Annotated in this window: 24 protein-coding genes; 13 read left to right on the forward strand and 11 right to left on the reverse strand. The window is 52.3% G+C overall.

Going from position 1 to position 24297, the window contains the following annotated elements:
- Positions 1-81: 81 nt before the first annotated feature.
- The 4 genes from ACFPQ4_RS04770 to ACFPQ4_RS04785 all read right to left on the reverse strand — a co-directional run bounded on the left by ACFPQ4_RS04770 (position 82) and on the right by ACFPQ4_RS04785 (position 4288).
- Positions 82-1125 carry a FecCD family ABC transporter permease gene (locus tag ACFPQ4_RS04770; RefSeq protein WP_378110628.1) on the reverse strand — a complete coding sequence of 348 codons (1044 nt, stop codon included), beginning with the start codon at positions 1123-1125 and terminating at the stop codon, positions 82-84.
- Positions 1122-2132, reverse strand: coding sequence for a FecCD family ABC transporter permease (locus ACFPQ4_RS04775; protein WP_378110629.1), 1011 nt, complete (start codon positions 2130-2132; stop codon positions 1122-1124). The genes ACFPQ4_RS04770 and ACFPQ4_RS04775 overlap by 4 nt, the downstream gene beginning before the upstream one ends.
- A gap of 81 nt (positions 2133-2213) precedes the next feature.
- Positions 2214-3488, reverse strand: coding sequence for an ABC transporter substrate-binding protein (locus tag ACFPQ4_RS04780; protein WP_378110630.1), 1275 nt, complete (start codon positions 3486-3488; stop codon positions 2214-2216).
- A 113-nt stretch (positions 3489-3601) separates the two neighbouring features.
- Positions 3602-4288 (reverse strand): hypothetical protein, encoded by a 687-nt coding sequence (locus ACFPQ4_RS04785; RefSeq protein ID WP_378110631.1) that lies wholly within the window; start codon positions 4286-4288, stop codon positions 3602-3604.
- A gap of 167 nt (positions 4289-4455) precedes the next feature.
- Here ACFPQ4_RS04785 and ACFPQ4_RS04790 point away from each other — a divergent pair, with 167 nt between their 5' ends.
- Positions 4456-5250: an ABC transporter ATP-binding protein gene (locus tag ACFPQ4_RS04790; RefSeq protein WP_378110632.1), complete on the forward strand. Its 795-nt coding sequence runs from the start codon at positions 4456-4458 to the stop codon at positions 5248-5250.
- 51 nt (positions 5251-5301) lie between these two features.
- On the opposite strand, the gene ACFPQ4_RS04795 is transcribed toward ACFPQ4_RS04790, so the two are convergent.
- From ACFPQ4_RS04795 to ACFPQ4_RS04805, 3 genes are all read right to left on the reverse strand, one after another.
- On the reverse strand, positions 5302-6084 hold the full coding sequence (locus ACFPQ4_RS04795; RefSeq protein ID WP_378110633.1) for an IucA/IucC family C-terminal-domain containing protein: 783 nt from the start codon (positions 6082-6084) through the stop codon (positions 5302-5304).
- Positions 6085-6717: 633 nt separating this feature from the next.
- Positions 6718-7305, reverse strand: coding sequence for an S-layer homology domain-containing protein (locus ACFPQ4_RS04800; RefSeq protein ID WP_378110634.1), 588 nt, complete (start codon positions 7303-7305; stop codon positions 6718-6720).
- Between the two features lie 36 nt (positions 7306-7341).
- On the reverse strand, positions 7342-8139 hold the full coding sequence (locus tag ACFPQ4_RS04805; RefSeq protein WP_378110636.1) for a (2Fe-2S)-binding protein: 798 nt from the start codon (positions 8137-8139) through the stop codon (positions 7342-7344).
- A 230-nt stretch (positions 8140-8369) separates the two neighbouring features.
- On the opposite strand from ACFPQ4_RS04805, the gene lplT reads away from it, so the two are divergent.
- Entirely contained in the window at positions 8370-9581 is a 1212-nt protein-coding gene (gene lplT, locus ACFPQ4_RS04810) for a lysophospholipid transporter LplT (RefSeq protein ID WP_378110637.1), read from the forward strand.
- Here the strand turns inward: lplT and ACFPQ4_RS04815 are convergent.
- Positions 9557-9853, reverse strand: a complete 297-nt coding sequence (locus ACFPQ4_RS04815; protein WP_378110638.1) for a hypothetical protein — start codon at positions 9851-9853, stop codon at positions 9557-9559. The two genes, lplT and ACFPQ4_RS04815, sit on opposite strands and share 25 nt — an antisense overlap.
- A gap of 152 nt (positions 9854-10005) precedes the next feature.
- Here ACFPQ4_RS04815 and ACFPQ4_RS04820 point away from each other — a divergent pair, with 152 nt between their 5' ends.
- Together ACFPQ4_RS04820 and ACFPQ4_RS04825 are read left to right on the forward strand one after the other, a co-directional pair.
- Positions 10006-11865 (forward strand): LTA synthase family protein, encoded by a 1860-nt coding sequence (locus tag ACFPQ4_RS04820; protein WP_378110639.1) that lies wholly within the window; start codon positions 10006-10008, stop codon positions 11863-11865.
- 29 nt (positions 11866-11894) lie between these two features.
- Positions 11895-12569, forward strand: coding sequence for a phosphatase PAP2 family protein (locus tag ACFPQ4_RS04825; protein ID WP_378110640.1), 675 nt, complete (start codon positions 11895-11897; stop codon positions 12567-12569).
- A gap of 70 nt (positions 12570-12639) precedes the next feature.
- On the opposite strand, the gene ACFPQ4_RS04830 is transcribed toward ACFPQ4_RS04825, so the two are convergent.
- Positions 12640-13245, reverse strand: coding sequence for a TetR/AcrR family transcriptional regulator (locus tag ACFPQ4_RS04830; RefSeq protein ID WP_378110641.1), 606 nt, complete (start codon positions 13243-13245; stop codon positions 12640-12642).
- 222 nt (positions 13246-13467) lie between these two features.
- Here ACFPQ4_RS04830 and ACFPQ4_RS04835 point away from each other — a divergent pair, with 222 nt between their 5' ends.
- The 3 genes from ACFPQ4_RS04835 (at position 13468) to ACFPQ4_RS04845 (ending at position 16665) form a co-directional block, all read left to right on the forward strand.
- The gene (locus ACFPQ4_RS04835) at positions 13468-14970 is read left to right on the forward strand and encodes a DHA2 family efflux MFS transporter permease subunit (protein WP_378110642.1); all 1503 of its coding nucleotides are present in this window, start codon (positions 13468-13470) and stop codon (positions 14968-14970) included.
- 531 nt (positions 14971-15501) lie between these two features.
- Positions 15502-15936 (forward strand): hypothetical protein, encoded by a 435-nt coding sequence (locus tag ACFPQ4_RS04840; RefSeq protein ID WP_378110643.1) that lies wholly within the window; start codon positions 15502-15504, stop codon positions 15934-15936.
- A gap of 99 nt (positions 15937-16035) precedes the next feature.
- Positions 16036-16665 carry an Rv0361 family membrane protein gene (locus ACFPQ4_RS04845; RefSeq protein ID WP_378110644.1) on the forward strand — a complete coding sequence of 210 codons (630 nt, stop codon included), beginning with the start codon at positions 16036-16038 and terminating at the stop codon, positions 16663-16665.
- Positions 16666-16740: 75 nt separating this feature from the next.
- Here the strand turns inward: ACFPQ4_RS04845 and ACFPQ4_RS04850 are convergent, their stop codons facing one another.
- Entirely contained in the window at positions 16741-17622 is an 882-nt protein-coding gene (locus ACFPQ4_RS04850) for an aldose epimerase family protein (RefSeq protein WP_378110645.1), read from the reverse strand.
- Positions 17623-17791: 169 nt separating this feature from the next.
- Here ACFPQ4_RS04850 and ACFPQ4_RS04855 point away from each other — a divergent pair, with 169 nt between their 5' ends.
- From ACFPQ4_RS04855 to ACFPQ4_RS04880, 6 genes are all read left to right on the forward strand, one after another.
- Positions 17792-19813, forward strand: coding sequence for an ATP-binding protein (locus ACFPQ4_RS04855; protein WP_378110646.1), 2022 nt, complete (start codon positions 17792-17794; stop codon positions 19811-19813).
- Positions 19814-19923: 110 nt separating this feature from the next.
- Positions 19924-20580 carry a glycosyltransferase gene (locus ACFPQ4_RS04860; RefSeq protein ID WP_378110647.1) on the forward strand — a complete coding sequence of 219 codons (657 nt, stop codon included), beginning with the start codon at positions 19924-19926 and terminating at the stop codon, positions 20578-20580.
- Positions 20581-20693: 113 nt separating this feature from the next.
- Entirely contained in the window at positions 20694-21734 is a 1041-nt protein-coding gene (locus ACFPQ4_RS04865) for a LacI family DNA-binding transcriptional regulator (protein ID WP_378110648.1), read from the forward strand.
- Between the two features lie 18 nt (positions 21735-21752).
- Entirely contained in the window at positions 21753-22205 is a 453-nt protein-coding gene (locus ACFPQ4_RS04870; protein WP_378110649.1) for a VOC family protein, read from the forward strand.
- A gap of 18 nt (positions 22206-22223) precedes the next feature.
- Entirely contained in the window at positions 22224-22925 is a 702-nt protein-coding gene (locus ACFPQ4_RS04875) for an SDR family NAD(P)-dependent oxidoreductase (protein WP_378110650.1), read from the forward strand.
- Between the two features lie 26 nt (positions 22926-22951).
- Positions 22952-23581, forward strand: coding sequence for a ThuA domain-containing protein (locus ACFPQ4_RS04880; protein WP_378110651.1), 630 nt, complete (start codon positions 22952-22954; stop codon positions 23579-23581).
- Positions 23582-23665: 84 nt separating this feature from the next.
- On the opposite strand, the gene ACFPQ4_RS04885 is transcribed toward ACFPQ4_RS04880, so the two are convergent.
- On the reverse strand, positions 23666-24274 hold the full coding sequence (locus ACFPQ4_RS04885; RefSeq protein ID WP_378110652.1) for a DUF3298 and DUF4163 domain-containing protein: 609 nt from the start codon (positions 24272-24274) through the stop codon (positions 23666-23668).
- Between the last annotated feature and the right edge of the window lie 23 nt (positions 24275-24297).

A 24297-nucleotide genomic window follows, 5' to 3' on the forward strand; every position in this document is an offset into this window, starting at 1 on the left:
CGCCGTATACCGAACGGTACGTACGGTGGTGTGAGAGGTCGGGGGCTAGCCGCCCCCTCCTACTCGATTTCGAACAATATTTTATCGATTGCGATTGCGGTACAGCAAGTAGATGAAGAAGGGGGCTCCGATGCCCGCCGTAAAGACGCCGACCGGGATGTCGTAAGGCAAGAAAGCGGTTCTGGCCACCGTGTCCGCAACGACGACCATCAGACCGCCTATCAAGGCGGATACCGGTAGTACGCCGCCGAATGACGGGCCGACAAGCTTGCGGGTCATATGGGGCGCGATCAGCCCGACGAACGAGATCGCTCCGCCTACCGATACGGCGGCGCCGGCGAGCGCTACGCTGATCATGAGCAGAATGAACCGTTGCCGCTGGATGGCGCTTCCCGCGCCCGCCGCGATGTCGTCGCCGAGTTGAAGCACGTTCACGTTTCTGGCGAACACGAAGGCGAGTGGAATAAAGACGCTTACCCAGGGAACGAGCATCCACACGATGCTCCAATCCGTTCCGTATACCGTTCCCGTGAGCCATACGTATATTTGTCCGGACGTGAAATTCGGATTCATAACGAGCATGACCTTGGTCAACGACGCCAACAAGAAATTGATCCCGATCCCGATGAGCACCAGTCGGATCGCCGTTACGCCCCTCTTCCAAGCGAGCAAATAGATGACGATCGAAGTGATCGCGGCGCCTGCCATTGCGGCGACGGGCAACCATACGATGCTTACCTTACCGGACAAATAGCTGATGAAGGCTACCGCCGCTACGGATGCGCCGCTCGTAATGCCGATAATATCAGGCGATGCGAGAGGGTTACGAATAATCCCCTGTAGAATAGCGCCGGCAACCGCGAGCGCCGCGCCTACGAGGAAGGCGGCTACTATTCTCGGCAATCGGAGCGACTGAACGACGATAACGTGTTCTTCGGTTCCGTTGCCGAACATCGCTTGGATGACATCCAGCGGATGAATGCGCATGTCCCCGAGCGTCGTGCTAAGCAAGAAAGCGGCGATGCTGGCGACGGCGAGCGCAATCGTAACCGCCACCGTTCTCTTATGAAGGAAAAAAGATACGGGAACCTTCTTGAATCGGATGATCGAATAATTCTTCATCATTTGACGACCCCCCTCCTGGCGATGACGATAAATGCAGGGATGCCGATTATAGCTGTCATGACGCCTACGGGCAGTTCTTCCGGCCGGATGACGAACCGGGCGGCGATGTCGGCCAAGAGAACGATAATTCCTCCTAGAACCGCGCTGTATGGAATGATCCAACGATAGTCGTTACCGGAAAATTGACGGGCGATCGTAGGGACGACTAATCCGATAAAGCCGACCGGACCGGCCACCGCGACGGAGCTGCCGGCGAGCGCGATAATGAGGGTCCCCGCGGCGAGCTTAATGAACAACGTCCGCTGTCCAAGTCCTTGCGCCGTATCTTCGCCCATCGTCAATACGTTCATATGCCTGGCGATCCATAAGGCGCCGACCCAGCCGACGGCCATGAACGGCAATACCGCTTGGAGCATTTCAAGCGATCGTCCCGATACGGAGCCGGTCAACCAGAACATCACCTCGTTCAAGCTGTTCTCGTTGAGCACGAGCATCCCTTGGGTGAACGAAGCGAACAAGGCGCTTAAGGCGGCACCCGCCAAAATAATTTTGAGCGGCGTCAAGCCGTCGCGTCCGAGCGAACCTAGAAGGTAGACAGCCATGGCAGCAATCGCCGCGCCCAGGAAGGAAACGCCGGTCAGTACGGGTAACGAGCTTACCGACATGACGGTTACGGCGAACACGACCATGAACGAGGCTCCGAAGTTGATTCCGATTACGTTAGGATCGGCTAGCGGATTTCTCGTCAGTCCTTGGATAAGCGATCCGGCTATGGCCAAGCTGGCTCCGATTGCCGCCGCCGTGAACGCCCTCGGAACGCGAGAAGTTTGCACGATAATATGCGCGTTCGAAGTGTCGTCGTAATGCATGAACGAATGGTACACTTCGGACCAGGTGATCGGCGTGGCGCCGTAAGCCATACTGGCGAAGACGCACGCGAGCAAAACAATGAATCCGATGACAAGCCCGATACTCTTGGATAAGTTTCCGGCAAACAACCTTCCCATGATAGCCGCTCCAGTCCCGCGACGCACGAAAGAATGAGCCGGAAGCCCATTCTTTCGCGAATCGCTATTGGGTTTCGATGATTACAGGTCGAAGTAGAAGTACAGGTCGTCAAGCATCATCTTCGCCGCGGTCGCGCCGCCGGACATGTTCCAAGTGATGTCGTTTACCTTGTAGTACTTACCGTTCTTAACGCCTTTAAGGTTAGCCCACAGTGGGTTCTTCTGCCATTCTTGCTGGGACTTGAATTCTTTGCCTTCGCCGTAGCTGGACGTAATGTCGAAGATAATGTCTCCGTCCATTAGCGGTATTTGCTCCTGGGTCGTCAGGTTTACGAGTACTTTGCCTTCCTCTTGTTGCGCTTTCGGACGCTTCAAGCCAAGCTCTTGGAAGATCGTGCCCGCGAATCCCGTGATGTAATAACGAGCGGTATTGTCGTCTTGGAACCGGATGATCGAAATTTCGGCGTTGGCTTTATCGCCGATCTTGGACTTGAAGTCCGCAACGCGTTTGTTCCAGTCCTTCATGAACGCTGCCGCTTTGTCTTCTTTGTTCAGGGCTTTGGCTTCCATATCCAAGTTCGCTTTCCAGCCGAACACTTCCGCAGCGAAGAGGGTAGGGGCGATCGCGGCCAGCTGACCGTAAATTTTCTCGTGACGCGTTTTTGAACCGATAATCAAATCCGGTTTCAAGGCCACGATAGCCTCGATGTTCGGTTGAAGCTCGCTTCCGAGGTTTTTGACGCCGCTCATATCCGTACGAAGGTAGTGGTACCAAGGCGTTTGCACCCAAGATTCTACCGCGCCGACCGGTTTAACGCCTAGCGTTAGGGATACGTCGACTTGGCCGTTGAATAGGACGACGACGCGTTTCGGTACGGACGTTAGCGTCGTCGTACCCATAGCGTGAGTGATCGTACGTTTCGTTTCGATAGTCGCCGTTTTCGTGCCTGCGTTCCAGTTCAACCACATACCGAACGAATCGGTGAGGAGGCGAAGGGGAGCAAGTGCACGGCTGCTTTTTTCGACCACTTTGGTGGAGAGCGTTACTTTTTTGCCGTCTACCATCGCTTGATTGCTGCCGATCGTCAGTTCTATCGTCGTTTTGCCTTTAGTTACTTTGATTTTTTTCGTCTTGGAATCGGTGCTAGAAGTCGCGCCGATGCTTTTCGCCAACGCGTCGACTTGAATCATCGTCGTGCCGCCGATCGTCTGCGGTTGTACGGCGAAGCTCACTGCCTTGCCGTCTAGCAATACTTTGATTGGCGTTTCGGCTGCCGCTGCCGCGAACGGAACGGAGACGATCACCAATAGGATAGAGAGAGAGAATAGCAACGAACGAACTACGGGTTTAAACATAAGAATGAAGTGCCACCTTTCGAAAATTGTTTGTGATAACGATTATCATTATCACAAACGATAGTTCAACTTTCTTCTTAATGTCAAGCTTTATTTTCCATTTCAGTGCGACGTTACCCTTGGACGCCCGCTTTATCGGCTAATTGGCGGAAGGCTTGGTAGAGTTCGTAATCGACTTGCAACATCTCTTGTTGATCAATGGACTCGCCTTTTATCAGTTCGATTAATTTGGCGATTTTTTCTTCCAAAAAGTCGGCCATGTCGGGGAAAGCCGCGTTTACGTCCGCTTTCATGTCCGCCCAATCTTTAATAAGGAGAGAGGAGACGTCTTTCATCTGCGTCGCGTCATTGTTCTCGGCATGTTGTTTCAAATCTTTCACAAGCGAACGAATCCGTTCGATCGGTTCGTTCAGTTGGGGAGCTTTAGGACTTTCCTCGGCTTCCGGATCTCCGACGTTGTCCATGATCGAGTCCGTTACGGCTTCTCCGATCGCTTCATTGCTTTTTTTGGCTTCCTGAGCCTTCTGTTCGGGCTTCTTCGGTTTGTCGGCGGGCTCTTTCTTGTCGTCCTGCGGCGGCGCCTCGGGATTCGCGGTTTGTTGCGCCGATTCCGACTGCGGTTGTTGTTCTTCTATTTGGGCGGGCTGCTCGCTAGCCACGTCGGACGATTGCGCGCTTTCCGTATCGGAAGGTTCGGGAGATTGTTCCGTCGCTATGTATCTGTCAGATGCCGGCGAAGAGCCGCAACCGGTCGCAAGCGCCAAGGCCGCGACGATCAAAAGTGCCGAATAACGTTTCATTTGTTCAAATCCCCTTTTACGTAAAGAAGTGGTTGTATAGCGTACCCTAAGTTATTTTAGTGGAATAAGTTGCTAACTTCAATGATTTTTTGATAATGATTCTCAATTTCATTGACAGCAAGTGGGAACCGCATTAAAATCGAGGATAAATGAAGGAGTTGAGCCGGTTGCACGCCTTGGAAACTCGCGAATTATCGGTCTCTTACGGAGATCAATATATTTTTCAAGATTTAAACCTATCGATCGACAAAGGGAAGGTCACCGCGCTGATCGGCAGCAACGGCTGCGGCAAGTCGACGCTGCTCCGAACGATGGCCCGGTTGCTTAAGCCGCAGCGGGGTAACGTACTGCTGGAAGGCGATAGCATCGCAACGCTGCCGACTAAGGAAGTAGCCAAGCGAATGGCCTTGCTGCCGCAAGGACCGACGGCTCCGGAAGGACTTACCGTGCTTCAGCTCGTCAAACAAGGAAGGTATCCTTATCAGACTTGGCTTCAGCAATGGTCCAAAGAGGATGAGCGATTCGTGAAGCTCGCGCTGGAGACGACCGGATTGACGGAGCTTGCCGAACGTACGGTAGACTCTCTGTCGGGAGGTCAGCGGCAACGCGCTTGGATCGCGATGATATTGGCGCAGGGGACGGACATCGTGCTGTTGGACGAACCTACGACGTATTTGGATCTGACGCATCAGATCGAGGTGCTGGACTTGCTGTTCGAGCTTAATGCGCGAGAGCAACGTACGATCGTCATGGTGCTGCACGATATTAACTTAGCCTGTCGTTATGCGCATCGTATCGTTGCCATCCAAGATAACAAGGTGTTCGCGGAAGGTCCGCCAGAGGACGTAGTTACCGCAAGCATGATCGAAGCCGTATTCCATATGAAGTCCCGCATTATTCCCGACCCTTTATTCGGAACGCCGATGTGCATACCTTATGGTAACGGAAGAACGTTAGCCTAGACACAACAAAGCGGCTTGCCGAGGCAAGCCGCTTTGTTGTTGTGTCCACGATTAATGAGCTTCCAAGTATTGTTCCATTCGCTGTTCATCGGAAATAAGAGGACAAGTATAGCAATAGTGCGGTTCCTCGCCAGGCAGCTTGTAATTCATGCAGCAGGCTTTACGGATCAATATTTTATGCCCCTCTTGCAGGGGGTCGTCCAGGGCACGGAATTCGCAGGAAATCGGGTTGATTCTTTTGTCGGGAAGCCAAGATGGGGTCGAACGGCTCGTCGCGTATCGGAACCATTGTTCGATGCGTTCGTTCAATAGCTCGGTCTCGGATTCCGCTAACCACTCTTGCCGCCAATAGGAGATGGAGTAGGCGATCGTGTGCCAGAGGGCGGGTTGGGAAATGCCCGTATGAGCGGAGACCGCGGCGACGAGCGGACTGGCGTGGTCTTGGAACAGATGGCGCATGTAGGCCTCGTCTTTCTCTTCATCGCTAGAGAGAGATTCAATGCCTGCCACCTGAGATGTGCCGAGCAAATGGAACTTGACGTTATTGCCGGTCAACGTGACCTTCATATTAACGTACGAGACGTCCAGCGCCCAGCGATGATGGAGCCATGCATAGACGGCACCAGCGAAGATCGGACAATACCGTTTGAAGAAGATAGCGCCCGCCGTCCTTAAATCCGTCGTTCCTAGCGCCATGGCGAACCGGGTTACGAGATCCGCAATTTGCAGTGCGCGATCATCGCCGTCGAACGAATAGATATTCGCGCTGTTATCAGGTGCTTCGAACAAAAACTTGTGACGGCTTATTAATAGGGTAGGATCGAATGAAAGCATGAGAACGCTCCTTGTTTTTTCCATTTTCTCTATTAATAACGATAATCGTTCTCAATGCATGCTGTCAATCGGTTTTGTCCGATCCGTTACCGACTGCGCCGATATTCGCCGGGAGTCATCCCGTAACACCGTCGGAACAGCTTCTCGTCCGGAAATCCGCACTCCGTAGCCACGTGCCGAAGGTTCGCATAACGCCGCTTTTCCCATAGAACGCAAAGGCGGGACCCAGGTAGAAGATCGTTCTACCGGGTCCCGCTTTTGCGTTACGTTTGCTTCTTGGCAATCGAGAAGATAACCGTCTTCGTCGACGAATCGACGATAACTTCTACCGAATCGCCACCGATCACTACTTGAGAGGAGCCGACTTTCGTGCCGGCGGACACCTTCGAAGTCGTGTCGGCAAGCAGCTTGCGGAAAGTCGAAGCATCGTAGCCGAACAGGAAGTTAGAGAACAGATCGATCGCTTCCTGGTTGCAGGCGAGCGTGCCGTCGCGCAGATGGATCGTGATCCCGTAAGTGTCGTACTGCGGGTCAAGCCATAACGTCGTTTCCTCGGTCGGCTTAGACGTTCCTGTCTGCTACCCCAGCACTCCGTCCATCTCCGTCTTGTCCTTGAACAAGCGAAGCTTCGTCTCAAGCAAGCAAGTCTTGGTTCGTTCCGCGCAACTGCCCCGCTTGCTTCAAGACGTCATACACGTCGCGCATGCGTTGATCCGGGAATATAACCGTCTTCTGTCCTCCGCCCTCCGTAGGGAGCGACAACTGCAAGCTTCCTTTGGGAGCGGCTACCTTAATGCGCTTCGTTTTATCCGTGAGCCTATTAAGCACGGCAAGCGCTTCGGCGCGCGTTACTTTATCGCCGACGCCGATGTAGCCGTTCGGGTAGCCTTGCATAATGCCTTTGACGAGCGCCTCAGCGATGAATTTCTGCTCGCGCTCCGTCGCGCTTTGCAAGTCGCCGTAAGCTTGCGCCGTTTGCTCGCTGAACGCCGAGTCCTCCAGAAACTCCGTTTCCTCCAGCGTGTAATAGACGATCTCCGCTACGTTTTCCCACGTCATATCGCTCTGGAAGTCGCTATAACGGCTCTTATTCAAGAAGTGCAGATCGCTCGCGACGTCGATATAAGGCTTCGCCCAGTAACCGACCGTCACCGGCTTGAAGTCGAAGTAGCGATAGTCCTGCTTCAGGATCGTCTGATTTTCCGAGCTTAACGATTGCATAAAAACGGGGAATCGAGGTCTAATTGGCTGAATTTACTAGGCTTGACGGGCTAATAGCGCTTCGATCTCCGCTTTTCTCTCCGCGCGTTCCGATTCCTTCAGAATCGGGCAGTTGTAGCATTTAACGCCGTTCTCTCGGCGATAATACATGCAGCAAGCGGAGCGAATCATGGTCTGCGTGCCCGGCTTATACGGACTATCGACGTATACGGGCGTATGGTCGAAAGGATTTTTGCGCCTACGGTTGAAGGTTTTAGGAGGAAGTCCGGCGAGTAACGCGAAATCTTCTTCGATCCGTTGCAGCTTCGGTCCCTGAGGCGTGTTTTCCCTGATGGAATCCATCATGAACGCGATTCGCGTGCCGAATTGATTCCAGATGAGATCCGGCTTCATTCCGCCCGCGGAAGCGATCCGCTCGATCAACGGGTTGAATTCGAGGCGGAAGTAACGCTCCCATTCCGCGATGACGGCTGCGTTCCGCTCGCAAGGCGTTTCGGGGAGCTCCGTCCATTTAAGCTCGTGCAGTTTGAAGACGACCTGCGCATAATCGTTGTGCATGACCAACTGCACGGTTACGTTAGACGGGGAGAGATCGAGAACGCGGTTATATTGGGACATCATCAGTTGCTTCGTCGAGGGTAATCCGAATGCGGCCAAACCTATGAAAGATACGGCAAGCTCCATGCCGATCGCTTTGACAAGCGCGCCGCCGCGTTCCAGAAGGTCCCGCATGATCGCAGGATCCATTAAATCGGCGACGGAAACGGAATACACTGGGTTCTCCGCGCCGTGAGTCGATATATGACAATACTTCTCCATGAAGGTTAAGTCCACTATAATCCCGCCCAGCTTCAACAATGAGAATCATTATCAAATTCAATTCAATAACAATAGCTCTATACCGGACGATTGTCAATGCGCGGATGTCACATAAGTGCCACATAAAGGTTCGGTAAAATGGTAAAAGAACTAGGGACGAAGTCTCATGTAAGGAGTATAATATGTGCGGACGAACATGATCGGACGATAAACTTGTAGACTCAATGGAAGGCGGGGGCATCGTTTTGCTGCAAGGATTTAGAAACAAACTATCGCCATTGAACATGGTCGTGCTTACGCAGTTCCTGAGCGCATTCTCGGATAACTTGAATTTCTTTCTCGTGGTCGGAATGGTCAAAAGGCAAGGCGTGGACAATCCGGACGGCGTAGTCACTTACATTCAGATGGCGATCTTATGCGCGTACGTGCTGCTTGCACCGTTGGTCGGAGCATTCGCGGACAAAAAAGCGAAATCGCTCGTTCTGTTGCTCGGCAACGTGCTCAAAGCGACGGGGATCTTCCTCTTGTTATTCGGCGTGCCGCCGGTGCTCTGTTACTTCTTCGTCGGAATCGGCGCGGTCGTGTACTCCCCTGGGAAATATGGAATACTGACGGAATTGACGCGCAAAGAAGGGGAATTGCTTCGTGCGAACGCGTGGGTGGAGGGGTCGACGATCTTCGCGATCCTGACGGGAACCGTTGCCGGAGGATTGCTCGCGGTGCATTCGGACTTGCCGGCTATTCTCGTCTGTCTGTTCATTTATTTGCTTTCCTTAGCGATGACGATGCTCATCCCGGCGAAACGCGGCAATCCGAACATTAACTACCGGCATGCCGCGGGACAGTTCTTCGAGGATCTATCGCGATTGTTCCGGAATCCGCGCGGACGGTTCTCTTTGCTCGGAACGAGCGCGTTCTGGGTCACCGCGGCCGTGCTGCGCATTGCGCTTATCGCATGGCTTCCGATCAACTTGGGTATCGAGGACACGGACCAGCAATCGATGATAATAGGAGCGACAGCCTTCGGCGTCGTGGTAAGCGCGTTTTTGATCCAGAAGCTCGTGCCGGAAGGCAAGCTGTATCGCGCGTATTTCTATGGGATCGTCATGGTCGTCTCGGTTTTGGCGGCCAGCTTTACTCATCATGTAGTGTTGACCGTGTCGTTGCTTCTTATTACGGGCGTTATGGGCGGCATATTCCTTATTCCGCTTAATACAATGCTTCAAGAAGAAGGAAAAACCGCCATCGGCTCCGGAAGGACGATCGCGGTTCAGAATTTCGTGGAGAACGCTATTTCCGTCGTCGGACTAGGTATTTACCTGATCCTGACCGAGATGGACATGTCGGTTAATTGGTCCATCCTCGGAATCGGCGGCGTGCTGATGCTGTTCTTGCTATACCTGGGCACGCAGGTCGGGAAAATCCGCGCGGGCTACTCGCGCAAGGGGACGACGTGAACGAGAGAAGCGTCGGCGGTTACTTTGATAACGCCGTGGCTTGCGTCGTATTCGGCTTTGCCTAGACCAACGTCTGTGGACGGCTCGGAGCCGAGGACGTAAAATAAATCATCGGCGAGCGTGCGGATGCACACGTCGCGTTCGTCTTTGGACAGGCTGTTCCAGTCGCTTTCTTCCATTTCGAACGCCTCGTAAAATTGCGGAACGGTAGACAGGGCGTTGGACAAATCGTCCAGTATTCGGTCATAGTCTCTAGAATAGCGGATAGCCATGGATGTTACTCCTTTCCAAATATACGGATGCTTGCTTGCATTATACGCGACAGCGTTTTCTTTAGCCAACCTTTAGAGGAGTTTCCTGCGAGATTTACTTTAATACGACATGCCGTTCAGCTATAATGATTGAGGTTACGGAGGTGCATCGAATGCAACGATTACGGGAAACGCGAGTTGGAGACTGGTTATCCAAACCGTTCGTTTTTTTCACTATATTAATGTTGTTTAAAATCTATTTGGCCAAATTCGTCATATTCGATCATAGTCCGTTATGGTTGCCGCTTATCACCGATCTTCCGTCCGTCTGGGTGCTGTTCGCGTTGATCGAATGGTACGGTCCGCAGAAGAAATTCGGCGTCTATTTGACGGTTAACCTGCTGGTGACGACGATTTATTTCGCGGTCATTATGTATTTCAAATATTTCGGAGTCATCGTCACGTACCATGCGCTTCAACAAGCAGGCCAAGTTACAGAGGTAAGAGGCAGCGTCATGTCCTTGCTACATCCGTACTTCCTGTTCATCTTTACCGATATCGTCGTGTCCTTATTGCTTCTGTTCAACCGGAAATTCCGCGGTTGGGGTAAATCGCTTGCGGTTCGGGAATCGAAGGTCGTGTTCTCCGCTATATTCGGAGTGGCCCTCGCGGTCAGCATCGCCAACGTGTGGACGCATCGCGACAGCATTAACGAGCTGAACCAAGCCGAGAATATGGGCTTTTTGAATTACGAAGTCAACGCGGTTATCGCCAGCGCGAACGAAGAGCTCGAAGATCCGAGCAACGTGACGGCGGAAGCGATCGCTAACCTTAAAAAGGTCGAAGACCCGGCTGTTCCTGCTTACTGGGGACAGGCCAAAGGCAAGAACGTCGTCATCATTCAACTTGAAGCGTTCCAGAACTTCCTGTTGAACGCGAAGATCGACGGGCAAGAAATTACGCCGAACTTGAACCAGCTCATGAAGGATCACTTCTATTTCCCTCATTTCTACCAACAAGTCGGCCAAGGCAATACGTCTGACGCGGAGTTCGTCGTGAATACGTCGTTCTACATTCCGCAGCACGGCGCGGCGTCGCAAGATTACGGCGGAGTGGCTTTGCCGAGCATGCCGAAGGTGCTCAAGGATAACGGTTATCAGACGGCGACATTCCATACGAACGACGTGCAATTTTGGAATCGCAAAGAGTTATACAAGGCTTTAGGCTTCGATAAATATTACGATAAGTCGTTCTTCGGCGATGACGATCTCGTCTTCTTCGGCTCGTCCGACGAAGTACTGTACGACAAGACGGCCGATGAGTTGCTTAAAATGAGTCAGAACGGCAAGCCATTCTACGCGCAATTGATCACGATGTCGTCCCATCACCCGTTCGACATTCCCGAGCGCAAAATCCGGTTTAAGCTTCCGGAGCGCTACCAAAATACGCTTGTCGGCGATTATATCGAAGCGCAGAATTACACCGACTACGCGCTCGGCAAATTCATCGATAAGCTGAAGCAGAACGGCTTGTGGGACAACACCGTATTCTTGATTTACGGCGACCATCTCGGTTTGCCGCTGTATACGCTAGACCATCACGAGAAAAATTTGATGGAAGAAATTTATAACCGGCCTTATAATTTCTCCGAGATGCTCAATATTCCGCTGTTCATCATCGCTCCAGGCGTAACGGAGCCGAAGGTGATGCCACAGACGGGCGGACAGGTCGATATTTTCCCGACGGTCGCGAATTTGCTCGGCATCTCGCTTAAAGATCACATTCACTTCGGACAAGATTTGCTGAACAATACGACAAACTTGCTTCCGGAGCGTTACTACTTGCCTTCCGGCTCGTTCGTCAACAATAACGGTATTTTCGTGCCGGGACACGATTACAAGGACGGTTCCGTCTATCCGTTCGACGGTAAGCAACCGACGGGCGCCGATTCGACGGAAGATGAGTATAATCGTGCGTTGGAGTTATTGAATTTATCGGATAGTTACGTCGGCCATCTGCCTAATCATGATTAATAGAGCGATAGAATCAAGGGGGTAAGGATTTGAATTTGAAATTGCAATCGATCGATTGGAAAAAGTACGCACCGCTCTTGTCGATGCTCGTGTTCCCGTTCTTGGGCATGATGTACGCTTGGACTAACGGTCCTGTCGCTAACCAGCAAGTGTCTAAGCTGTTAACTTCCGTCGACGTCGCGATTCCGTTCGTTAAATTTTTCGCGCTTCCTTATTCCGTATGGATCTTCTATATTTACGTCTGCCTAATTTATTTCTTCTTTAAGGAAGCTAGCGTCTACTACCGTGCGCTGCTGACTTATATCGTATGCGCATTGATCTGCTACCTGATCTACTCGGTATTCCAGACGACGGTTCCGCGTCCGGTCGTGACCGGGACAGATCCTTTCTCGGAGCTCGTGCGGTTTATTTATAACCGGGATCAGCCGTACAACTGCTTCCCTAGCATTCACTGCTTCTCCAGCTACATGGTGATGCGGATGGTATGGACGAGTTCGTTCCGCAACAAATGGAATTTGACGCTAATTACGGCGATGTCCTCTACGATTATTATGTCCACTTTGTTCGTTAAGCAACACGTCATCATGGACGCGCTCGCAGGATTTTTGCTCGTCGAGCTTGTCGTTCCGCTTATCGTTTTGCTCGAGCGTTCGCTCAAGCCAACGAGAGAGCGTCAACGTCAAAGAAGCACCTTCGGCGCATAAAGATCGCAACAACAAACAGCCCGTCATACCGGAGTCGAGACTCCGGTATGACGGGCTGTTGTTTGTATGCTCAGCTTCGCTGAGCGGTTAGTTGGCACATATGAAGGTAGCTTTGCTTGATCTGCTCCCGCGTATAGGCCATCTCATGCTTGAGGTGGAAGTAGCCCGGAGGCGCCATCGAGCAGATGAGGGCGTGGGCCGTTAACGTCGTATCGATCGGAGTCGGAGGGTTCGGTCCGATCATCTCGGACAACAATTCCGCAATCTGACTTCGGATGGTCAAGTACATGTCGGAATGAAAGAAATTTCCTCGGGGGTCGTCGCAATCCATTCTTGCTTCCATCGTGACGATCATCTCGGATTTCTCTTCGAGCGCGTCGATCCAAGCACTAATAATTCCGCCGAGTCTTTCGGCAGGGGAAAGCTTAACGTTAATTTGCAAGTAAGCCGTAATGTTCTCGATTAGCTGCTGGCAATAGTCTTCCATAAGCTCCGCGCACAAGTCGCCTTTATGGGCATAGCGACGGTATAAGGTCGCTTGGCCGATGCCAGCGGTCTTGGCGATCTGGTGCATGCTCACGCTATGAACGCCATGCTCGTCGAACAGAGATTGAGCGGTTTGCAGGATGAGCCTGCGGTGCTCGATCGCGTCTTTGCGTTCGCGTCGTACGGACATGTCGTCACCTCTTTCGCTTAAATATATCGGTCTGTTCGTATTGACACTCGAACGACTGTACGGTAACATCGTGGTTAAACGGACAATTGTCCGGTATAGTTAAAGGACTACCGAAAATAGCGCCCGCATGTCGTTATTGTACCGCGTAGGGTTATAGCGGTCAATCTGTAGACCAGAGAGGCAGCATTTCGGAAAGTTCTCATTATGGATAGGAGGTTTAATATGTCGTCTGTATCAACACCCGCATCAACAGAGGCTGAATTCTCGTTTAAGAGCATCATAGCGCCTCTTGTGGCAATCATTGTCGGTATTTTCATGGTTATCCTGGATGGTACGGCTGTTAACGTCGCTCTTGAAAAGCTTATGGTCGAGTTCAAGCTGACCGACTACTCGGTCGTCCAATGGACCGTTACAGGATACGCGCTAGCGCAAGCAGCGGTTATCCCGTTGGCCGGATGGCTCTCCGACAAGTTCGGAGCGAAACAAATTTTCCTGATCTCCGTTGCGATGTTCACGGTCGGTTCCTTTTTGTGCGCGCTATCGAACAGTATCGAGTTGTTAATTACGTTCCGCATTATCCAAGGCCTCGGAGGAGGCGTCGTATTACCGATCGCAATGGCGTTCATCTATCGGTTATCGCCGCCTAGTAAAGTAGGCGTCGTCATGGGTATGATGGGGATTCCGATCCTGTTGGCACCTGCATTGGGTCCGGTTATCGCCGGCGCTTTCGTCGAGCATGCGAGCTGGCAATGGATTTTCCTCGTGAATATTCCGATCGGGATCATCGGCGTAGTCCTTGGCATTCGTACGTTGCCGAACATTAAGCGTCAATCGGTTGCCGCGCTTGATCTGCTTGGCATGATTCTTGCACCGCTTGCCTTCGCGGCTCTCGTATACGGCGTATCCGTTGGTGGCGTTGATATTGTGACCGGCGAATCCAAATGGATGAATACGAATACGCTCGTTGGAATCGGCTTAGGCGTTGTCGCATTGATTCTCTTCGTCATTACGGAATTCAGGGCGAAGAATCCGCTACTCGAGCTTCGCGTCTTCGGTTCCGGCAACTTCACCAAAGGCATTATTGTGCAATGGGTATCGCAGATCGCGATGTTCGGCACGATGTTCCTAGTCCCTCTTTACTTGCAACGCGCATTGCAATATTCGCCGCTGGAGACAGGTCTTATCATGCTGCCTCAGGCGATCGCATCCGGCGTGTTCATGCCGATCGGCGGTAAATTGTCCGACCGCTTCGGGGCTCGTCCTCTCGTGGTTGCAGGTATGGCGATTACCATGATGTCCGCGTTGATGCTCTCCCGCCTTTCAGCTGGAGACGAGATCATTATGGTTATGATTCCGCTGGCGATGCTCGGCGCAGGTATGGGGCTGTTCATGATGCCGCTTAATAATCATCTGATTCAATCCTCGCCGCAAAACCTGGTAGGTCGCGTTACTTCGCTTACTAACGCCGCGCAACAAGTTATGATGGCGTTCGCTGTTGCGGTGCTGATGACCATTTACTCCACGAGGTTCAGCAACATCATGGCGGATCAGCCGCAAGGCACGAAACCTTCGTTATCTAACTACACGGATGCGTTCGGATATACGTTCTTTATCTTGGTTTTCGTAGCTATCTTAGGAGGCGTTCTTGGTCTCATGCTCAAGAAACCAAAAGTAGCCGAGGGTACCGAAAAAGGCCAAGCCGATCTTCATATGATGGTGGGCTAAACGAATCCGCAACAACAATCCCCTTCGGGTTACCGAAGGGGATCTTTTCATTTATCCGTATAAATTGGACGACCCCCGCAGACTAAGTCTGTCGGGGGTCTAATATTGAAGCGCAACCGCGCGATTCTTCCTGAATTCACCTTCACGAACACAACGATAGCCCTACCTCTCCATCGTCATTGCGGCTCCTAGGCCGCGCCAGTGAGAATTCGTGTTTCCTTCCAGCAGCCGTAATCTTAAGGATTGTGTGTGTTGGGTAAACGGAGGAATATTGCCCAAAGAGGAAAAATTCTGGGGTTACATCTTCTACAAATAGTTATATTACAACATCGAGCCCAGATTGTCAATGGAATGTTAAATCCTTGAAAGCATTGGAACCTACCGACAGACTAGTCCATCACCCATTGCCGTTATTCGCGTACAAGCCTGCGAGATTTGTCTCATGCGGGCTTATTATTATCGTGCATGTCGAACGCAGATTCGTTGTATATATGTAGCAAGCCAAATGTACAAACAAAGGGAGGCGTTTGCATGCGACAATTTGCGGCCGTGATCCGAGAATTGAGAGCGTGGTTATATCAGGTGCCGTTCGCTCGGGCTTTGATGCCTATTCATTTGCACCTGTTATACATGGGGGTAGGCGTCCTGCTCTTGAAAAAGCTGTTATACGAGAGCGTATCCCTTTCCAGTTACGATACGTTGCATGATTTCTTTTATGATTTTCCGCTCTACTTGATCGCGTATTACTCCTTTTTCGTAGGCTTCTGGCTTACTTTGGTGTCAAGGGACGTCAGACTGCTGCCGTTCGCGATGTGGGCTTATGCTTTCATGACGTTATTTCCGTTCAAATCGCTCGGTCTTGAGGCCTATGTTAGAGCGTTTATCTATATCGTAGCCGGATTAGCTTTACTTCGTTATTCGGCGTCATCCTACAGCAGCAACGAGAAAAGAACGGGGGTTTACTGAGATGGATACGACATTAAATTATTATAAAAGCTATCTGAAACTCCGAAAAATGTGTATAGTTATAGGAAATAATACCCTAATTTCGGAGGGAATTCGACGATGTTCTGTAACCATTGCGGCAATCAGCATGAAGCTAACGCTAAATTTTGCACGAAATGTGGAGCGAGCATAGCGCAACAACCGCAAGCGGCGACACCTGCGCAATATCAGCAACCGGCACAACCTTATGGACAACAACCTCTCGTGCAGCAACAACCGTACGGGCAGCAACAAGGTCAACCTTTCTATCAGCCGAATCAACCGCGCCAAATGTCCAAGCAGACGATGGGCCTGATCGCGGCCGGTCTGGTCATCATCGTGGGCGGGCTGATTTTCTATTTTAGCGGTAGCGGCGGAAGCCAATCCTCGCCGAAGAGCACCGTCGAGAGCTTCATGGAAGCCGTGAAAGCGAAAGACGGCAAAGCGTTGGTGAAGCTCATATCCGATGATTCGCTGGGTAATCCCGACAAAGACGAACTTAACGATATTATCGACGAGATGGAAGATAACTTCGGTAGCGGTTCTTTGAAAAGCTATAAAATATTGGACACGGACATCGACGACGATACCGCGACCGTCGATTACGAGGTTACATACTCGGAAGACGGCGAGAAGCAAACCGAGGAAGATTCTTTCGATCTTGTCAAAGTCGAAGGCAAATGGTACATCGACGAGGACATGGGCTTCTAATACCGGCATGACATGACAAACCCCACGGGATTGCGCTAATAACGCGAGTCTCGTGGGGTTTGTCATCTTTATCGGTTAATTCCGCTCATAACCAATCGTCATCTGCAGGGGGAGCGTCTGTCCCGGCTCGATCAGTATCAAGCCTTCTTTATCGTTGAGCGCTTCGTTAAGCGCGGTCCACGGTTCGACGCAGACGAACGGCTTGCCCTCGACGGACCATAGCACGGCATAGCGGAACGCCTCGCTGTAACGCAGACGTACGCGTCCGCCTTCGTCGTTAAGCGGAAAAGCGATTTCCGGTTGCTTTGCGTCGAGGAGCGCCACCGATTCTACCAACCCGTTCAAATCGAACGTGCCGTTGAACGGTTTTTCCGCATGATCGTTGTAGTCGAGCAACCGAGTCGCGTCCGTCTCGTAGGCGAGATTTTTGCTATGCGTGGCGAAGTAAGGGTGGAACCCGGCGACCATCGGCATTGGCTCGTTCGACAAGTTCGCGTAATGCTGCTTGATGCTAAGTTGGCCGTCCTTGAGCCGATAGGTAAATCGCAATTCGAACGCGAAGGGATACGAAGCAAGCGTCACCTCGTTGTTGCGCAAAGACAGCGTCACATAGGCACCGTCATCCGTACCCGTCTCGACGACTTCCCAGGCATTCACGCGCGCGACCCCGTGATTTTTCATCTTATAGGTGCTGCCGTTCCATTCGTATTGACCGTCGATCAGCTGCCCGCAGATCGGGAATAGCACGGGATTGCCTCCCCGAATATTCGCTTGTGGATTCAAGAACGTATCCCGGTCTAGGTAGAACAGCTCTTGCCCGTGCAACTGACAGCTAATGACGATCGCTCCCCGCTCGGGGCATACGAGCACCCGGGATTGCGTCGCCTCGTCCGACAACTCGTATAGGGTGTATCCGTCGACTAAAGTGTTGATTGCATAAGGCTTCTGATCGTTCATGATTGCTCCTCCTGCGTGGCTATGGATTTCATATTACATGTATATACCTATTATACCTATTATACCGAAATTTATTTAATAACATGAAGGATTTATAGAGTTGTAATGGAATGTGTATAACTTAAGAAGTTATTCGCGAATGTTCGTCACGGCGGGAGAGAATGAGATCGTGCCTAGAAAAAGCAGAGCCCCCCTTATTTTGTTATTCATCGGACTCGTATTGCTTGCGGCTTATTTCCTCTGGCCGGGTACATGGCACAAAACGTTATTCAGCGGACTTGTATCGAGCAATATCCTTCAAACCGCGGGAGCGATGTACGCGACCGTTACGTTGCTGCTTGCTTACCGTACATCCAATAAAGAAAAGTTGTTCTTGAAGTATTACGGCTACGGAATGCTCGTCCATACAGCTGCTCAGCTCGGATGGACGTACGGGATCATCGCTAGAAACTCGGAGCCGGATTTCATCGGCATACCCGAAACGCTATGGGATACGCAGTATATTTTCTTCGTCATGGCGCTTTACGTTCAGTATAATCATCGGATACGGACGCAGCGCTTTTCCCTGGGCTTTCCGTTGGATATTGTTCTGTACTCGACGGCGGCGGCTACTTTGTATTGGGAGCTGCAGATCGAACCGCTATTGTCGGAGCATAATTTCTACGGCGGGATCGTCTGGTTCAGCCTGCTTAATTCTTCGTTTAATGTCGTTATTTTGCTGTTGCTCATTTTTCTAGGATTGAACGGCCGAAGGGCGTTGTCTTTGCCTGCCGATCTCCTGCTGATCGCAGGCTTTCTAGTAAGGCAAATCGGCAATACGACCTATCTGTATTTGTTGCCGAGCACGGAGGCCGGAAGCGCGTGGTCATGGATATCCGATATGAGTTGGTTCATAGGCTCGATGTTAATCGGGTTTGCGGCATTGGCCGAAACGAGAAGAAAGCCGCGTCCTCGTCGGAAAATACCTGCTTCGGGAACATCGCGGTTCATTCAACGGTATGCGACGACCATTCTGGTCAGCATTGCGCTAATCGCGATCATTAGCATGCTAGGGAAGTTCTCGCCGGTTACCGTAGGCGCTATCGTGACGATCGTGCTGCTGACCGTGCGCCTATCGATCGGCATCAAGGAATTAGAATCCGCTGACGTAGCGCTGCAACAAACGGGGATGAATTATCGTAATCTAGTCGAAAATTCGTTGATCGGGGTATTCATCGAACAAGAAGGCCGGCTGGTGTACGTCAATCGTCACGCCGAGAGAATATTCGGCTGCGAGATCGGGGAAATGTTAGGCAAGCCTTTGGCGGACTATATCGTAACCGCGGATCGCGAGCGATTAGGGAAGGAATTTTTCGCTTGCGGCAGCTATGACCATTCCGTGCGCTTCGGCGTAACCGCGAAAAATCGAGCGGGAGAGGACATCTATTTGGAGCTTCAGGCTTCTTCGGCCTATCATCGCGGAGAACCGGCGATATCCGGAACGCTGCTTGACGTCACGGACAGCAAATTATCCGAGCAACGGCTCATTCGTTCGGAGAAGCTATCGGTAATCGGCCAGTTGGCGGCAGGCGTAGCCCACGAAATACGCAACCCGCTTACGGCGCTTAAGGGATTCACCCAGCTGCTGCACAAGAGCGCGGATCGCAATCGCAATTACTACGAGATGATGCTGACGGAGCTGGAGCGGATCAATTATATCGTCGGGGAGTTCGTGCTCCTCTCCAAGCCCAATCAATGGCAGCGGCTCGTTCCGTGCGACATGTCGCGGATGCTCGGGGATATTGTCCCGATCATGCAATCGCAAGCGATTATTACGAACGTGACGATCCAAGTGGAGGACGATGGGCAGTTGCCTAACGTCATGTGCGACGTTAATCAGATCAAACAAGTGCTCATTAATCTGATGAAAAACGCGATAGAAGCGATGCCGGGAGGCGGCATGCTTGACGTCCGCGCGCGGGAAGATAACTCGGGGCATGTCGTGATCGAAGTACAGGATCAAGGCGTGGGCATTCCGGAGGAAGTAATCGCTCGTCTTGGCGAGCCATTCTATACGACCAAGCAAAGCGGTACGGGACTCGGGTTGACGGTTTGCTTTAAGATAATACAAGCTCATGGCGGTATGCTAACGCTGTCCAGCAAGCCGAATGAAGGGACGCTTGCCGTCGTGACGCTTCCCGTAGCCAAATAACGCGGGAAATACTCGGCTAAGCTCCATTTGCTTCCGATGAATGAAAGTCGTGGAAATGTCCATTCTAGTACAGGGCATTACGATCAAGCATTCGGAAGGAGTAGATCTACATGAAGAGCAAGCTGTTTAGAGCGATGCTACTGAGCTTATGCATCGCGCTTTGCGTAGCGCCTCTCGCGCAAGCCAAGAGTGATTACTGGCATCCGGCCAAAACAAGACCGGGCTTGACGATTCCTATGGTTAAGCTCAAGTGCGGATTGCAAAGGCTGTGGATCGACCACGGTAACTGGACGCACAAGTACATCGTAAGCGCGATCGCCGGATTGGAAGACAAGGATAAAGTGCTTGCCAGATTGCTGCGGAACCAGCAGGATATCGGCAACGCGTTCAAGCCTTATTACGGCGAGGAAGCCGGCAACAAGCTAGCGAAGCTGCTGACGGAGCACATTGTGCTAGCCGGAAAGCTGATTGACGCATTGATGAAAGGTAACGCCGCGGACGCCGCCAAAATTAATAAAGAATGGTACAGGAACGCGGACGATATCGCCAAATTCCTCGCCGCGGCCAATCCGAATTGGTCCTATCCCGACATGAAGCTCATGCTGGAAGAGCATCTGAAGTTCGTGGCGGATCAAGTAACAGCTAGGCTCGCGAAAGATTGGGACAAAGATATCGTCGCCTTCGACCTGGGCGAGGATCATCTGATCAAGTTGGCCAACATGCTGACGGCCGGGATCATTAAACAATTTCCGAAAAAGTTCCAGTAGCATCCTATTAACGGCCGTCCTCCAAGAGGATGGCCGTTGTTCGTTTGACCGAAGCTTTAATTTCGGTTACCATATTCAATAGAATAAACGCGTGTTCACAGAGAGGCGAGACGATGAATAATAACGGTATCAATGCAACGGAAATCGCGCGGCTCGCAGGCGTGTCGCGGAGTACCGTCAGCAGGGTCATCAACAATTATGCCAATGTCCCTCCGGAAACGCGCCGCAAAGTGATGGAGATTATCCGCCGGCATCGGTACGTGCCGAACATGTCGGCGCAGGTGCTCGCGGGCAAGAAGACGAAGACGATCGGTCTGTTCATGATCGAGAAAGGCCACGTATCCGCCGATATCATCTCGAATATGTTGCTCGCGAGCGTTATTGAAAGCGCTTCTATGCATGGGTACTACGTGCTGACTCACATTATCCGAGGGAATTGCGACTCGGATAGCATTAGTGGAGTCAAAGATATTTTTTATCAGCGACGCATCGATGGGGGATTGTTCATCGGCGCGACGAACGACGAGCCGTTCATAGAAGAGCTCGTCGCCGAGGGCTTCTGGGTCGCGACCGTCGATCAGTCTTTCGAAGGACGCGAGGAACCGAACCGCATGGTAGCGGATCTCAATAACGAGACGGGGATGAGGCTGGCCGTGTCCCACTTGGCCGAGCTTAACCATCGGGAGATCGGACATGTGAGCGGCGACTTGAATCGTTACTCCGGACCGGCCAAGTTAGAAGGCTTTCGCAAAGCGATGGCGCATTGCGGATTAACCGTCCGCGAGGATTGGATTATGCCTGGCGGCTTCCACGAGACGAACGGCTACGACGCCATTCGAACGTTCTTGGCGAGCGGCAAGCGTTTGCCGACGGCTATAGTCATGGCGAACGACAGCGTCGCCTTCGGGGCGATTCGGGCGCTGAAGGAGCATGGCATCGAGGTTCCTCGGGATATCTCGATCATCGGGTTTGACGACCATGCGCTAAGTGCAAGATTTCAACCTCCGTTGACGACGTTAAGAGTCGATTTTGCGGGCGTGCTGGAGCAATTGACGACGTCGCTTATCCAGCATATCGAGCAGAAAGCGTTCGGCGCAGAGAAGTTTACGGCTTCCACGCAATTCATAACAAGGGATTCATGCCAATCTATATAAAAGGTGAGGGAACAGAACATGGAGAAGAACGTACTAGGCAACAACGTTATTACCCAGATCGGCGTGCTCGTGCACGACATCGAGAAAACCTCGCAAGCGTACGCGGATTTCTTCGGCGTCGAGAAACCGAACTGGTTTTGGACCGATACGGTCGACGTCGCGCAGACGGAGTATCGCGGTAGCCGCTCCGAAGCGCGAGCGAAGCTCGCCTTCTTCGACATGGGTTCCCTGCAGTTGGAGTTGATAGAGCCCGATCATGAACCGAGCACGTGGCGCGAGTCGTTGGATCAGAATGGCGAAGGCTTCCATCATATCGCTTTTGGCATCAAAGGGATGAAAGAGAAGATCGCGGTCATGGAAGCCGGCGGAATGCCGTTGCTCCAGAAAGGCGAGTATACGGGCGGTCGCTACGCATATCTCGATTCGTTCAAAGATCTCAAGGTGCTAATAGAATTGTTGGAAAACGATTAACGGGTGGAGGCGACAACGATGAATTTGCTCATTACCGGCGCGGGAAGAGGATTGGGCTTACAATTAACGAAGCTGGCGCTAGAGCGCGGTCATACGGTCATCGCGTGCATGCGAGAGATAGCCGATGCGACGGAAGGCTTGCTCAACCTCGCCGCCCAATACGATGACCAGCTTCGGATCGAACGGTTGAACGTTACTCACGAGGATGAAGCCGCGCAATTGGCGGCTAGGCTCGCGAAGGATAACGTGAAACTGCACGGCATTATTAATAACGCGGGAATTCTGTTAGGAAGAGAGCATACGATCGAGACGCTGCCGATTCATCTAATGCGGCTGACCTTCGACGTCAACGTGTTCGGTCCGGTTATCGTCGCGAAGCATTTTTCGCCGCTATTGGCGGACGATGCCGGCGCGGTCGTGCTTAACATATCGTCCGAAGCGGGAAGCATGGCGAATGCCTATGGCGGAGATTATCCTTATGCAATGTCGAAGACGACGCTTAACATGTTCTCCAAGCAATTGAAGAACACGCTGTGGAAACGCGGCGTTCGCGTTCTCGCTATTCATCCGGGATGGATCAAAACCGATATGGGCGGTCAAAGCGCGCCGATGGAAGCCGCGGAAAGCGCCGGCGGCATTATGGATATTGCCGAAGGAAAGACGACGATCGCGGACGAGCTCGTCTTCGTCGATCATACGGGACGCTCGATGCCCCTCTAATTCATAGGTAAAGGCAGGTAGGCAGAATGAAGCAGATCGTGGCGATGCTCGGAGACTATTACCATCGCGAAGCGGACAGCAGGGCATCCCTGCTCGCCGCCTTGCAGTCGCAGCTCGGCGAGGGGAGCATAAACGTGCGGTTTATCGGCAAAGATCAGCTGGTCGGAGTATTGTCCGAGCAACCGGACGCCGTCGTGCTGTTCGCCGAGGATCGGCTGACTCCGCAGGAGGACGAAGACGCGAAGTGGATGACGGATGAAATCGCGGCGAGCATCGTTCGCTACGTCGAGGCTGGCGGCGGGTGGTTAGCGTGGCATTCCGGCCTCGCCTCTTACGACCCGCAAGGCGACTATGTCTCGATGCTGAAAGGGTACTTCCTATCCCATCCGAGCGAGCACCAGCCGGTTAAGTACTCCGGCGATAACATCGCGTTCGAGATTATGGACGAACATTATTTCGTCGAATGCCGTACAGAAGAGACGGAAGTGTTCTTGCGGTCGTCCTCTATAGACGGAGCATCGATCGCGGGTTGGCGGCATGCGCACGGCGCCGGGCGGGTTCTCTGCCTTACGCCGGCTCATCGGCCGGAAGGGTTGCTCCATGCGGACGTGCTCAAGTTATTAGAGCGGTCCGTCGTCTGGTGCGCGGGCGAATAATATACGACAATAACGCAAGGGAGCTCTACCGCGCGATGCGGTGAGCTCCTTTGGTTTCGTTGCGACTTCCGGTACGTTTGCCGGTCAATACATAAGCTCCCCAAGCGGGCCGTTCTCGTCGATAATGTCTTGAATCGTAAATACCGAGATCGGAAAGTAAGGGAACCCCCATGCGTAAGGCACGATCGCATATAGCGGAAAATAAATAACGAGCGACTTGTCGGCGATATAGAAGTCTTGATCGGGCGTAATACCGGGGTAGTCGCCGAGCAGCGGCAGCTTCCGCGCTTTGATCTGCGCTTGGATCAGCTTGTTCAGCGTGGCTTCGTACTTGCTGGCCGGCTTGAACAGCTCGCCAAGCGTATATTGGCGTCCGGTGTCGGCGTCGAACGTCAGCGACCGTTGCAACGTGTTGCCGTGCGCGCCTCCGGTGAACGCGTAATTGAGCAAGGACAAGCTAAGTAAGCCGCGCTCGTTCGTCTTGATCTCGAACGTGCCGTTCATTTCTTGAATATCGTCGCTCGGATAGCCCTGGTCTTTCATGAGCTCATGAGCGGTAGAGGCGATCGCTTTGTTCATGATGCCGGCCGCCTCGGGCGTTGTGCCTCCCGTGATGAAGGGAATGGATACTTTCACTGTATTATCGTGCAGCGTGCGAACTTCGATCGGCAGCATTAACGTCTGGCCGTTCATCCGAACCTCTCCTTTGCCCTATA

The organism is Cohnella yongneupensis (assembly GCF_042655785.1).
Taxonomy (GTDB): Bacteria; Bacillota; Bacilli; order Paenibacillales; family Paenibacillaceae; genus Cohnella; species Cohnella yongneupensis.